12 protein-coding genes are annotated in these 12,044 nt (G+C 72.6%); 10 read left to right on the top strand and 2 right to left on the bottom strand.

Annotation, left to right across the window (positions count from 1 at the left end; all coding sequences use genetic code 11):
• Positions 1-4: 4 nt before the first annotated feature.
• The 10 genes from aroA (at position 5) to ACX80K_RS16825 (ending at position 9,368) form a co-directional block, all read left to right on the top strand.
• On the top strand, positions 5-1,372 hold the full coding sequence (gene aroA, locus ACX80K_RS16870; protein WP_459273061.1) for a 3-phosphoshikimate 1-carboxyvinyltransferase: 1,368 nt from the start codon (positions 5-7) through the stop codon (positions 1,370-1,372).
• On the top strand, positions 1,369-2,499 hold the full coding sequence (gene rsgA, locus ACX80K_RS16865; RefSeq protein WP_459273060.1) for a ribosome small subunit-dependent GTPase A: 1,131 nt from the start codon (positions 1,369-1,371) through the stop codon (positions 2,497-2,499). Before aroA ends, rsgA begins: the two co-directional genes overlap by 4 nt.
• A gap of 186 nt (positions 2,500-2,685) precedes the next feature.
• Positions 2,686-2,889 carry a cold-shock protein gene (locus tag ACX80K_RS16860; protein ID WP_043446208.1) on the top strand — a complete coding sequence of 68 codons (204 nt, stop codon included), beginning with the start codon at positions 2,686-2,688 and terminating at the stop codon, positions 2,887-2,889.
• A 142-nt stretch (positions 2,890-3,031) separates the two neighbouring features.
• Positions 3,032-3,841: a histidinol-phosphatase gene (gene hisN, locus ACX80K_RS16855; RefSeq protein ID WP_459273059.1), complete on the top strand. Its 810-nt coding sequence runs from the start codon at positions 3,032-3,034 to the stop codon at positions 3,839-3,841.
• 27 nt (positions 3,842-3,868) lie between these two features.
• Positions 3,869-4,633: a class I SAM-dependent methyltransferase gene (locus ACX80K_RS16850; RefSeq protein ID WP_459273058.1), complete on the top strand. Its 765-nt coding sequence runs from the start codon at positions 3,869-3,871 to the stop codon at positions 4,631-4,633.
• Positions 4,634-4,664: 31 nt separating this feature from the next.
• The gene (locus tag ACX80K_RS16845) at positions 4,665-5,588 is read left to right on the top strand and encodes a metal ABC transporter substrate-binding protein (protein ID WP_459273056.1); all 924 of its coding nucleotides are present in this window, start codon (positions 4,665-4,667) and stop codon (positions 5,586-5,588) included.
• Complete coding sequence (locus tag ACX80K_RS16840) at positions 5,585-6,412, top strand: metal ABC transporter ATP-binding protein (RefSeq protein ID WP_459273055.1); 828 nt, start codon at positions 5,585-5,587, stop codon at positions 6,410-6,412. The genes ACX80K_RS16845 and ACX80K_RS16840 overlap by 4 nt, the downstream gene beginning before the upstream one ends.
• A gap of 1 nt (position 6,413) precedes the next feature.
• Complete coding sequence (locus tag ACX80K_RS16835; protein ID WP_459273054.1) at positions 6,414-7,352, top strand: metal ABC transporter permease; 939 nt, start codon at positions 6,414-6,416, stop codon at positions 7,350-7,352.
• A complete protein-coding gene (locus ACX80K_RS16830) occupies positions 7,352-8,110 on the top strand; it encodes a metal-dependent transcriptional regulator (protein ID WP_459273053.1) in 759 nt (252 codons plus the stop codon). The genes ACX80K_RS16835 and ACX80K_RS16830 overlap by 1 nt, the downstream gene beginning before the upstream one ends.
• A 157-nt stretch (positions 8,111-8,267) precedes the next feature.
• The gene (locus tag ACX80K_RS16825) at positions 8,268-9,368 is read left to right on the top strand and encodes a carboxylate-amine ligase (protein WP_459273052.1); all 1,101 of its coding nucleotides are present in this window, start codon (positions 8,268-8,270) and stop codon (positions 9,366-9,368) included.
• A 123-nt stretch (positions 9,369-9,491) separates the two neighbouring features.
• Here the strand turns inward: ACX80K_RS16825 and ACX80K_RS16820 are convergent, their stop codons facing one another.
• The gene (locus ACX80K_RS16820) at positions 9,492-11,636 is read right to left on the bottom strand and encodes an alpha-galactosidase (protein ID WP_459273051.1); all 2,145 of its coding nucleotides are present in this window, start codon (positions 11,634-11,636) and stop codon (positions 9,492-9,494) included.
• 39 nt (positions 11,637-11,675) lie between these two features.
• A complete protein-coding gene (locus tag ACX80K_RS16815) occupies positions 11,676-11,903 on the bottom strand; it encodes a hypothetical protein (RefSeq protein ID WP_459273050.1) in 228 nt (75 codons plus the stop codon).
• Positions 11,904-12,044 lie beyond the last annotated feature (141 nt).

Below are 12,044 nucleotides of genomic sequence, written 5' to 3'. Positions count from 1 at the left end.
CGACATGACGGCCGGCTCAGGCGGGGTGTCCGACGCGGACCTGTGGCGGGCACCCCGCCTGACGCATCCCGTGGACGCGGAGATCTCGGTCCCCGGGTCCAAGTCCCTCACCAACCGCTACCTCGTGCTCGCGGCCCTCGCCGACGGTCCCTGCCTCCTGCGGAGGCCGCTGCATTCGCGTGACTCGGCGCTCATGGTCGACGCCCTGCGCGCCCTCGGCGCCGTCGTCGACGAGGTGCCGGGCGACGGCGGCTTCGGCCCGGACCTCCGCGTGACCCCCCTGCCCGACGGCCCCGCGACGGCTGTTGACCGCGCCGTCGACTGCGGCCTCGCGGGCACGGTCATGCGCTTCGTCCCGCCCCTGGCGGGGCTCGTCGCCGGCAGCACGCGGTTCGACGGCGACCCGCACGCCCGCCGCCGCCCGATGGGCAGCATCATCGAAGCACTGCGCGGCCTCGGGGTGGCGGTCGACGACGGCGGATCCGGCGCCCTGCCGTTCACCATCGGCGGTGACGGGCACCTCCGCGGCGGACGGCTCGTCATCGACGCGTCCGCGTCCTCCCAGTTCGTCTCGGCGCTGATCCTCGTGGGCGCCCGCTTCACGGAGGGACTGCACCTCGAGCACGTGGGCGAGCCCGTGCCCAGCCTCGACCACGTGGCGATGACGGTGGAGACCCTCCGGTCCCTCGGCGTGGACGTCGACGACTCGGTGCCCGACCACTGGCGGGTCTCCCCCGGCCCGATCGCCGCGTTCGACGTCGCCGTGGAACCCGACCTCTCCAACGCGGGGCCGTTCCTCGCGGCCGCCCTCGTCACCGGCGGTACGGTGCGCGTGCGGAACTGGCCCGCGGGGACCACCCAGGTGGGCGACGCCTGGCGGCGGATCCTGCCGCTCATGGGAGCGCGGGCCGATCTCGGGGACGGCGTCCTGACCGTGACCGGCGGACCGTCGATCTCCGGTGGGACGTTCGCGGACACCTCCGAACTGGCCCCGACCGTCGCCGCCCTGTGCGCCCTCGCCGACTCGCCGTCGACCCTCACCGGCATCGCCCATCTCCGGGGGCACGAGACGGACCGGCTCGCCGCGCTCGTCGCGGAGATCAACGCGCTCGGCGGGGACGCCGAGGAGACGGCCGACGGCCTCGTCATCCGGCCCGCGCCCCTGCACGGCGGCGTCTTCCACACCTACGACGACCACCGCATGGCGACGGCAGGAGCGATCCTCGGGCTGGCCGTGGACGGCGTCAGGGTCGAGAACATCGGCACCACCGCCAAGACCCTCCCCGAATTCCCAGCGCTCTGGGCCGCCGTCGCCGGCACTGCAGCCACTGCAGGTTCGGCGGCTACTCCGCGGACGGCGGCACGCGCATGAGCGAGGCAGGGAACCGCCGGGGCTCCCGCGCGTGGGACGAGTCCGACGTGCGGATCCGCCCCAACAAGAAGGGGACGCGACCGCGCACGAAGACGCGCCCCGCCTACGACGACGCGGTGACGGGCCGCGTGGTGACGGTGGACCGCGGCCGGTACACCACCGTCGTCGACGAGGACACCCCCGACGAGCGGACCGTCGTCGCCGCGCGGGCCCGCGAACTGCGCCGCAACGCCGTCGTCGCCGGGGACCTCGTGGCCCTCGTCGGCGACCTTTCCGGCGGCCCTGACTCGCTCGCGCGCCTCGTACGCATCGAGGAGCGCTCCACCGTCCTGCGCCGCAGCGCGGACGACACGGACCCGGTCGAGCGCGTCGTGGTCGCCAACGCCGACCAGCTCGTGATCGTCGTCGCCGCCGCCAACCCGGAACCGCGCACGGGCTTCATCGATCGTGCACTCGTGGCCGCCTACGACGCCGGGATCGAGCCGCTCCTGTGCATCACCAAGGCGGACCTCCGCGACCCGGCCGCCCTGCTCGCCAACTACGAGCACCTCGACCTGCGGGTCATCATCAGCAGGACGGACGAGGGCCCCGGCATCGAGGCCACGTCCGACGACGGCGAGTCCGCACGCCTCTCGCACGGCGCCGTCGACGCCCTGCGGGACCAGCTCGACGGGCAGGTGAGCGTGCTGCTCGGCCACTCCGGGGTGGGGAAGTCGACCATGGTCAACGCCCTCACCGGATCCACGCGCGCCACGGGCGGCGTCAACGCCGTCACCGGCAGGGGACGCCACACGTCGTCGTCGGCCCTCGCCCTCAAGGCGGCCGACGCCGCCCCGGGCACGTGGATCATCGACACCCCGGGCATCCGGTCCTTCGGCCTCGCGCACGTGGACGCCGGCCGGATCCTCAAGGCGTTCCCGGACCTCGAGCCGGGTACGGAGCGCTGCGAGCGCGGGTGCCGGCACGACGACAACGCGGTCGACTGCGGCCTGGACGGTTACGTCGAGGAGGGGCTCGCGGGCGACTCCGGGCCGGTCCGGCTCGCCAGCCTGCGGCGCCTGCTGACCGCCGGCATCGCCGACGCGCGGGGCGGTGCGCACGACGCCAAGGAGCTCGGGCAGCAGTGACGCGCGGCACACGATGCCGGACACGGGGCCCGGTGCTGTTAGGATAGACGGAGTTGTTGTTTGCGCATTAAATCTCTAAGCCTTGACCCTCCACCTGGAGTTCGACAGCTTTTTTGATAAGCGGGTAACGAACACCACGATGAGCCCCCGAACGTCGGGGCGCTCTCCCAGGTAAGGATGTACGACATGGCTACTGGCACAGTGAAATGGTTCAACGCCGAAAAGGGCTTCGGCTTCATCGCTCCCGAGGACGGCGGCGCCGACGTGTTCGCCCACTTCTCCGCGATCAACTCGAACGGCTACCGTTCCCTCGAAGAGAACCAGAAGGTCAACTTCGAGACCACCCAGGGCCCCAAGGGACCCCAGGCCGAGAACATCACCGTTCTCTAATTCCTCCCGTGCCGCCCTGCGGCGACGGATCGGAAGCCACCGTGCGGCGCGAGCCCGCGGTGGCTTTCTGCTGTCCGGCGCAGGACGCCCCGCCCGCGCCCGCAGCGCCTGCTGTGCCCGCCCAGACGATAGGTTGATCGGTATGAGTTTCACGCAGGGCTACAACGACGACCTCCGCCTCGCCCACATCATGGCCGATTCGGTCGACGACCAGACCATGTCACGCTTCAAGGCGCTCGACCTCCGTGTCGAGACCAAGCCGGACCTCACGCCCGTGACGGACGCCGACAAGAGCGCGGAGGAGGCCATCCGCGGCCGGCTCTCCCGGGCCAGGCCCCGCGACGCCGTCCTCGGCGAGGAGTTCGGCAGCACGGGCTCCGGCTCACGCCGCTGGGTCATCGACCCCATCGACGGCACCAAGAACTTCGTCCGGGGCGTCCCGGTCTGGGCCACCCTGATCTCCCTGATCGACGACGGCCGGCCCGTCGTCGGCCTGGTGAGCGCGCCCGCCCTGGGCAAGCGCTGGTGGGCGGCCGAAGGCACCGGCGCGTACACGGGCAAGTCGCTCGCCGCGGCACAGCGCCTCCGCGTGTCCAACGTGTCCCGGCTCGCGGATGCCTCCCTGTCCTACTCCAGCCTGTCCGGGTGGCGGGAGCGCGGTGCGCTGGCCGAGTTCGTGAACCTGACGGACCGCGTGTGGCGTACGCGCGCCTACGGCGACTTCTGGTCCTACTGCCTCGTGGCGGAGGGCGCCGTGGACATCGCCTGCGAGCCGGAGCTGAACCTGCACGACATGGCGGCACTGGTCCCCATCGTGACCGAGGCCGGCGGCCGGTTCACGTCGCTCGAGGGGGAGGACGGGCCCTTCGGCGGCAACGCCCTCGCGACCAACGGATCCCTGCACAGCGAGGTCCTGCGGACCCTCAACCCCGATGTGGATGACCTCCTCTAGCACGCCGGGCAACCCGCTGGACACGGCGTGGTGAAGGGCGGACCGCGCCTCGACGGGCAGCGTCGGCGGGAACTGGCCGACGCCTACCTCTCCGACGCCGGGCGCTACGACCGCGTCCGCCCCGGGTATCCCGCCGCCGTCGCCGACTGGATCGTCCCCGCGTGTGCCCGCCGGGCGGCCGACATCGGGTCCGGGACCGGGCTCTTCACCGCCCTCTTGGCCGACCGCGGGCTCGACGTGACCGCCGTCGACCCGTCGGAGGACATGCTGGCCGTCCTCTCGACCCGGCTGCCCGCCGTGCACGTCGTCGTCGGCACCGCCGAGCACTCGCACCTGCCCGATGCGGCCCTGGACCTGGTCACGCTCGCGCAGGCCTGGCACTGGTGCGACCACCCCTCGGCGGTCCGGGAGGCCGCCCGGGTGCTGGCCGCCGGTGGGCGGCTGGCCCTGCTCTGGAACCAGCTCGACGTCTCGCTCCCCTGGGTGCACCGCCTGTCCCGCATCATGCACGCGGGTGACGTCTACTCCCCCGCCTACCGTCCCGTGTTGGGGCCCTCCTTCGGGCCGCCCGAGCAGCTCCTGGTGCACTGGTCCCAGGAGCTGACCGTCCCCGGCATCATGGAGCTGGCCCGCTCCCGCAGCCACTACCGGCGCGCCTCGCCCGCGGGGCGGGCCCGCGTCGAGGCGAATCTGCGCTGGTACCTCACCGAGTACCTGGCCTTCCCGCCCGACGCCGCGGTCCGGCTCCCCTACTACACCCATGCCTGGCGATCGTCCCTGCTCCCCGCCTAGATTTCGGTGTGCCTGACGACTATTTTTAGGTATGCCTCAAAATCCGTGGCGGGAGCCGACGCCGGTGCGTCTCGCCTGGTGCCTCGTCCTCGTCGCCGTGCTGAGCGGATGCGGCGCCTCTCCTGCCCGTCCGGGACCCGTCGACGATCGCCCCCTCGTGCTCACCACCTTCTCGGTGCTCGCGGATCTCGCCGACACCGTCGCCGGAGGCCACGTGCGGGTCGAGTCGATCACCAAGGTGGGTGCGGAGATCCACGGCTACGAACCGACGCCGTCGGACCTCGTCCGGGCCCAGGACGCGGACCTCATCCTCGACAACGGGCTGGGACTCGAGCGGTGGTTCGAGCGCTTCCTCACAGCGGTCGATGCGCCGCACGTGGTCCTGTCCGACGGCGTCGAACCCCTGGACATCCGCTCCGGCGACTACAGCGGGCGTGCCAATCCGCATGCCTGGATGTCGCCGCTCGCGGCGCAGACGTACGTCGACAACACCGTCGATGCCCTGTCCGGGCTCGACCCCGACCATGCCGGGGACTTCGAGGCGAACGGGCGGCTCCTCAAGGAGGAGCTCGCCGACCTGCTGGCAGCCTTCCGCGCCGACATCGCCCGGGTGGAGGCTCCGGCGCTCGTGACCTGCGAAGGCGCGTTCTCCTACCTCGCCCGCGACGCCGGGCTCGCGGAGGCATTCATCTGGCCGGTCAACGCCGACTCCGAGGGGACGCCCCGGCAGATCCGCGAGGTGATCGGCTTCGTGGAGGAGCGCGGCGTCCCGACGCTCTTCTGCGAGTCCACGGTCAACGCCTCGGCACAGGAGCAGGTGGCCCTCGCCACGGGGGCGGAGCTCGGCGGGACCCTCTACGTGGACTCGCTGTCCGGGACCGACGGACCCGTGCCGACGTTCCTGGACCTCATCCGCTACGACCTCGAGACCATCACGGAAGGACTCGCACGATGACGATCCACCCCGATCCCGGCGCTCCGGTCCTCGACGTCCGGAACCTGACCGTCCGCTACGACGAGGTCCACGCGCTCGACGACGTCTCCCTGACCCTGGCGCCCGGCAGGATCTGCGGGTTGATCGGGGTCAACGGCTCGGGGAAGTCGACCCTGTTCAAGGCCCTCATGGGACTCCTGGTCCCGCAGGACGGCAGCGTCCGCCTCTTCGGGACGAGCACCACGCACGCCCGGAAGCAGGGCCTCGTCGCCTACATGCCGCAGGCGGAGGAGGTCGACTGGACCTTCCCGGTGTCCGTGTCGGACGTCGTCGCCATGGGCCTGTACGGGCGCCTCGGGGCCTCCCGGCGACTCGGTGCCGCCGAGCGGGCCGCCGTCGGTGACGCCCTGAACCGGGTGGGCCTCACGGCGCTGCGGAAGCGGCAGATCGGCCAGCTGTCCGGCGGACAGCGGAAGCGGGTCTTCATCGCCCGGAGCATCGCCCAGGACGCCCGGCTGCTCCTGCTCGACGAGCCGTTCGCGGGCGTGGACCAGGCCAGCGAGCGCACCATGACCGGTCTCCTGAAGGGACTCCGGGACGAGGGCCGCTCGGTGCTGGTCTCCACGCACGACCTCGCGGGAGTACCCGCCCTGTGCGACGAGGCGGTCCTCCTGCACCGGCGGGTCCTGGCGTCCGGCGGGCCCGCGGAGGTGCTGACGCAGGGCAATCTCGCCCGGGCCTTCGGCGCCGCCCCCGAGGACACGACGGCGGCGCCATCGGACGAGCCCGTCCCCGTGACGCCCGGCGTTCCGGCGCCGGCTCCTGCTTCGGACCGGGGATTCTGACATGGACGTCCTCGCCTTCCTCCTCGAACCGCTGCAGTACGGGTTCCTCACCCGGGCCCTGGCGGTCACCGTCGCCGCGGCCGTCGTGGCCGCCGTCCTCTCGTGCTGGCTGATCCTCATGGGCTGGTCCCTCATGGGTGACGCCGTCTCGCACGCCGTCCTGCCCGGCGTCGCCCTCGCGTACATCCTCGGGATCCCGTTCTCGATCGGCGCCTTCGTCTTCGGCGCGGGTGCGGTCGCCCTCATCGGGATCGTCCGGTCCACCACGAAGCTGAAGGCCGACACCGTGATCGGGGTGGTCTTCACCGCCCTCTTCGCGTCCGGGCTGGCCATCGTCTCCGCGACGCCGTCGCAGATCGACCTCATGCACATCCTGTTCGGGAACGTCCTCGGCGTTTCCGCGGGGGACGTGCGGCAGGTGCTGGTCCTCGGCGCCCTGACCCTCGCCGTCCTGCTGTTCAAGCGGCGGGACCTCACCCTGCTGGCGTTCGACCGCACGCACGCACACGTGATCGGGCTCAACACCCGGTTCCTGACGGCGCTGCTGCTCGGCCTGCTCGCCCTCACGGTCGTCGTCGGCCTGCAGGCCGTCGGGATCATCCTCGTCGTGGCGATGCTCATCACCCCGGGGGCCACGGCCTTCCTGCTGTCCCGCAGCTTCGACCGCATGCTGGTGATCGCCGTCGTCCTCACCGTGGCGGCCTCCGTGTCCGGGATCTACGCCAGCTACTACCTCGACATCTCCACGGGTGCGGCGGTGGTGCTGTGCCAGGCTCTCGTGTTCGCCGCCGTCTACCTCTTCGCGCGCCCCGACGGGCTCCTCTGGCAGGTCCGGCGGCGCTCGGTCGCGCGTACCCGGACGCGCACCGGCCGACCTCCCGGATCCGGGGCGGAATCCCGTATCGCGTCCGGTACCGCGACCTCCCGGCCGGCCGCCTGATGGCGAGCCGCAGGGGCGCGGTCCTCAGCATCGAGTCGACCAGCGTGCAGGACTACGTCAAGGCCATCTACACCTTCACCGAGTGGCAGACGACGCCGATGACGGCCACGCACCTGGCCGCACGCCTGTCCGTGGCCAATTCCTCGGTCACGGGGATGGTCGCCAAGCTCGTGGACCTCGGCCTCGCCGAGCACCGCAAGTACGGTCCCGTCGGACTCACCCCCGCCGGCCGCACACTCGCCCTCGCCATGGTGCGGCGGCACCGGCTCATCGAGGCCTTCCTCGTCACCGAGCTCGGGTACGGCTGGGACGAGGTGCACGACGAGGCCGAACTGCTCGAGCACACCGTCTCGGACGCCTTCGTCGAACGGCTCGACGCCAAGCTCGGCCGTCCGTGGCGCGACCCCCACGGGGATCCCATCCCGTCGGCCGACGGCTCCGTCCGCTATCCACCGGCGCTCCGGCTCGACGGCGTCGACGACGGCCACGCGGGCAGGGTAGCGCGGGTGAGCGACGACGACCCCGAGATCCTGCGCTTCCTCGGCCGGCACGGGATCGGCCTCGACGACGAGCTGCACCTCGTGCGGCACGGCGTGGGGTCGGCGCTCGAGCTGCACGTCGGCGGCGCGCCCGCTCCCACCGCCGCGCCGTCGTCCGTCCCTGCACCAGCCGTGACGCTCACGGTGGACGAGGCCCTCGCCCGCGCCCTGTGGATCGAGACCACGGTCCCCCATGAAGGGTGCACGTTGCCCCGTTGACCCCGTTGACTCCGCGGCGCCGGACGGGTCGCCGGACCGTGATCGGACGGGCCACGGTGCGGTCGAGTCGCCCGCGCGCGGTACCCGCTCCTAGACTGGGCGGACTGCGCGCTCCCCGCGCCCGGCATGTCCCCGTCGCCCACGGATGGAGTCCCCCATGACCACTCTCGGACTTGAGGAGGAGTACCTGCTCCTCGAACCCGCGTCCGGGTTGCCCGCGCACCGTGCCACGGAGGTGCAGGGGCTGCTCGAGGCCGTCCCGGAGATCGGCGAGGACGAGATCCAGCGCGAGCTGCTGTCCTGCCAGATCGAGACGGCGACACCCGTGTGCGAGACCCTGGCGCAGGCCGAGGAGTCCCTGCTGACCTTCCGCCGGACGTTCGCCGATGCCGCGACGCGCGCCGGGACCCTCGGGGCGGCCACCGGAACGGCCCCGTGGATCCGGCAGGGCTACCCGGAACTCACCGACAAGCAGCGCTACGAGGACCTGCGCGCCACCGCGCCCGGCATCGTCGGGGACCAGTTCGTCAACGGGCTGCACGTGCACGTCGGCGTGCCCGACCAGGAGCGTGGGGTCCAGGCCCTCAACCGCATCCGCCCGTGGATCCCCCTGCTCACCGCCCTCGGGGTGAACTCCCCCTACTGGCTCGGCCGGGACAGCGGCTTCGGCAGCTGGCGCGTCATCCACTACCGCCGCTGGGCCGTCCAGGGCGTGGCGCCCTACTTCGCCGATGCCGCGGACTACGAGCGCCGCATCACCGCCATCAGTGCCACCGGCGCCATCCTCGACCGCGGGGTCCTCACCTGGGTGGCGCGGCTCTCGGACCGTTATCCCACCCTCGAGCTCAGGGCCTGCGACGTGCAGCTCGAGGCACGCGACGCCGTGCTCATCGGGGCCCTGACCCGTGCCCTCGTGGTCACGGCCCTGCAGGAGGCCGAGACCGACGCGGCGCCCCTCGTCCCCGATCCGGAGCTCCTCGACGCGGCGCTCTGGCAGGCCGCGCGGGACGGGATGGAACACCACCTGGTGGACCTCGCCACGGCGGAGCGGGTACCCGCCCGGCAGCATCTCGCGGCCTTCCTCGACCACGTCGGTGCGGCACTCGAGGCCGAGGGCGACACGGCCGAGGTCGAGGCGGGGCTCGCGGCCCTGGCGGAGCGCGGCACGGGAGCCGAGCGCCAGCGCCGGGCGATGCGCGAGGGCGGCGTCGAGGCGCTCCTGGGACTGTACGGCCGGACCCTCACGGACGGGGTCTGAGCACTCCGGCCCGGGACACCGGCCGCTCAGCCCTGCGGATCCCCACCGGATCCCCCGGCCCGCTGGATCCCCGCCGGATCCCCGCCGGATCCCCCGGCCCGCCGCGGCTGCGATCGAGGGCTGTCAGGCCGCGTGGAACGCGATCAGCAGGGTCTGCTCCGGCAGCAGCACGGGCGCCTGGAGCCCCGCCTGCGCCAGCACCCGGCCGGAGAGCCGCAGCGGTGCACCGTCGAGGGCCGACTGCAGCCAGGCGAGCGGCGACTGCCCGTTGCCGGGATGCCCCTCCTCCGGGACGGCCGGCTCCACGGTGTACAGCGTGTCCGGGTCGAGGCCCGGGAAGGTCAGCGGACCGGGTGGGTAGCTCGCGCTCGATCCCGTGAGCGAGTACCCGAAGAGCGCCCGCCGGCGGTCCTCGGAGACGACGCCCCGCAGGTCCATCGCCGGGTCCGCGAGATCCGCGTGCATGACGGCTCCGCGGTGCAGGTCGCGGCGCCACGAGCGGTGGAGGTCGACGTACCGGCCGAGCGCCGCGTACTCGGCGGCGGTGAGGTCGGAGATGTCCCACTCGATGCCGTAGTGCCCGAAGACGGCGGTACCGGCCCGGAAGGGCAGGGTGTGGGCCCGGCCGGTGGAGTGCGAGACCGGGCCGCCGATGTGCATCCCCATCAGTTCCGGAGGCACGACGAGGCCCGTGTACTTCTGGTTGACGAGCCGCTCGATCGGGTCGATGCAGTCGCTCGTCCAGATCCGGTCCGTGCGCGCCAGGATGCCGAGGTCCACGCGCGCCCCGCCCGAGGCGCAGCTCTCGATCTCGAGTCCCGGGTGGCGCCGCCGCAGCTCGTCGAGCAGCCGGTAGAGCGCGGCGACGTGCCGGTGCACCCCGGCGCGCCCGGTCCGCGCGTCCGCTGCCTCGAGCAGGTCCCGGTTGTGGTCCCACTTCACGTAGGCGATGTCGTTGGTGGACAGGATGTCGTCGAGGCGTTCGAGGATGTACGCGTAGGCGTCGGGGTTGCCGAGGTTCAGGACCTGCTGCTGCCGCCCCGGCAGGGGCAGGCGCCCCTCGGGCTGCAGGATCCAGTCCGGGTGGGTGCGGGCGAGGTCGGAGTCCGGGTTGATCATCTCCGGTTCGAACCAGAGCCCGAACTCCATGCCGAGCGCCCGGACGCGGTCGATGATGGGCGCCAGGCCGTCGGGCCAGACGGCCTCGTCCACGTACCAGTCGCCGAGGCCCGAGGTGTCGTCGCGCCGACCGCGGAACCAGCCGTCGTCGAGCACGAACCGTTCGACGCCGAGGGAGGCCGCCCTGTCGGCGAGGGCCGTCAGGCGCGGGAGGTCCAGGTCGAAGTAGACGGCCTCCCACGTGTTGAGGGTGACGGGCCGCGGGCGCTGCGGGTGCGAGGCCCGCGCCCGGAGGTCCCGGTGGAAGCGGCCGGAGAGTTCGTTGAGCCCCTCGCCCCAGGAGCCGATCGCCTCGGGGGTGGCGTAGCTGCCGCCCGGCGCGAGCACGACCTCGCGGGGCGACAGCACCTCACCCGCCGCGAGGAACGCGGGGCCGGCGGGCGTCTTCTCGGCGAGGACCTGCTGGTTGCCGCTCCAGGCGAGGTGGACGCCCTGCACGCGGCCGTGCTCGAAGCCGAAGCCGGGGACTCCCGCTGCCAGGAGCACCGTCGCGTCCGCTCCGGGCCGCCCACGGCGGCTCGTGCGTGAGTAGGTGCCGACGGTCAGGGCGTGCCGCTGCGGGGTCCGCTCCCGGAGGTGGCGGCCGGTGGTGTCCAGGATCTCGGCCGCGGTGTGGTGGAGCGGGAAGAAGAGGGCCAGCGAGCGCACCTCGTACTCGTCGTCGCCCGTGTTGGTAAGCACGAGACACTGTGTGAACAGGCCCGACGCCGTGAGGCCCACGTGGGCGGTCAGCGCCAGCCCGGCGTCGTCGTCGCGCGCCTCGATGACGGCCGCCGCGGACCCGGGTGCGCAGTCCATGGTCACCACGGTGAACCTCGGGTGGAGACGGGCTCCCGAGCGGTCCCCCGTCAGCCCGGGCGTACCCTGCCAGCCCGCGGATTCGAGGGGCAGGAGGGTGAGGCGCGCCGGGACGTCGATGCCGCCCGAGACCCGTTGCGGCTGCTGCGCGGCGGCGAGGGCGGTGAGGGAGGCCGGGTCCGTGGCACCGAGGTCCGGGCCCCAGTAGCCGAGGGCCGGCAGTCCGTGGGGATGGGGCTCGAGCACCACGCTGGTGCCCCCGCGCGAGAGGTGGAGGGGTTCGAAGGTCATTGCTTATTTTTATCGTGTAATTAACTGACGGGCAACACGCTACCGCTCGCGGGTGTCCCGCCGCAGCAGGCCGACGATGAGGCACAGGAGGCCGAGCAGGAGGGGCACCAGGGTCAGCAGGGTGTGCGTACCGCCGACGTAGCTCATCACGAAGATGTAGACGAACGTCCCGCCGACGAGGATCCAGCCGAGCACGATCAGAGCACGGCCCCTGTGGGGCGGCGGCAGGGGCGGGAGCCACGACGGCGGCCTGTCAGTCCAGCTCATGGCCCCAGTGTAGTTCGCGCTCGGGAGCCGGGGACGACGAAGCGGGACAAGGGGGAGGGGGGGGGGGGGGGGGGGGGGGGGGGGGGGGGGGGGGGGGGGGAGGGGGAGAGGGAGGGGTGGTGGGGGGGGTTCGGGGGGAGG

The organism is Arthrobacter sorbitolis, from assembly GCF_054510995.1.
This window is presented reverse-complemented; position numbering and strand designations above follow the sequence as displayed.

Bases quoted from the DNA above. Each gene is read 5' to 3' on its own strand.
- aroA (WP_459273061.1), top strand. From the start codon at position 5: ATGACGGCCGGCTCAGGCGGGGTGTCCGACGCGGACCTGTGGCGGGCA.
- rsgA (WP_459273060.1), top strand. From the start codon at position 1,369: ATGAGCGAGGCAGGGAACCGCCGGGGCTCCCGCGCGTGGGACGAGTCC.
- ACX80K_RS16860 (WP_043446208.1), top strand. From the start codon at position 2,686: ATGGCTACTGGCACAGTGAAATGGTTCAACGCCGAAAAGGGCTTCGGC.
- hisN (WP_459273059.1), top strand. From the start codon at position 3,032: ATGAGTTTCACGCAGGGCTACAACGACGACCTCCGCCTCGCCCACATC.
- ACX80K_RS16845 (WP_459273056.1), top strand. From the start codon at position 4,665: ATGCCTCAAAATCCGTGGCGGGAGCCGACGCCGGTGCGTCTCGCCTGG.
- ACX80K_RS16840 (WP_459273055.1), top strand. From the start codon at position 5,585: ATGACGATCCACCCCGATCCCGGCGCTCCGGTCCTCGACGTCCGGAAC.
- ACX80K_RS16835 (WP_459273054.1), top strand. From the start codon at position 6,414: ATGGACGTCCTCGCCTTCCTCCTCGAACCGCTGCAGTACGGGTTCCTC.
- ACX80K_RS16830 (WP_459273053.1), top strand. From the start codon at position 7,352: ATGGCGAGCCGCAGGGGCGCGGTCCTCAGCATCGAGTCGACCAGCGTG.
- ACX80K_RS16825 (WP_459273052.1), top strand. From the start codon at position 8,268: ATGACCACTCTCGGACTTGAGGAGGAGTACCTGCTCCTCGAACCCGCG.
- ACX80K_RS16820 (WP_459273051.1), bottom strand. From the start codon at position 11,636: ATGACCTTCGAACCCCTCCACCTCTCGCGCGGGGGCACCAGCGTGGTG.
- ACX80K_RS16815 (WP_459273050.1), bottom strand. From the start codon at position 11,903: ATGAGCTGGACTGACAGGCCGCCGTCGTGGCTCCCGCCCCTGCCGCCG.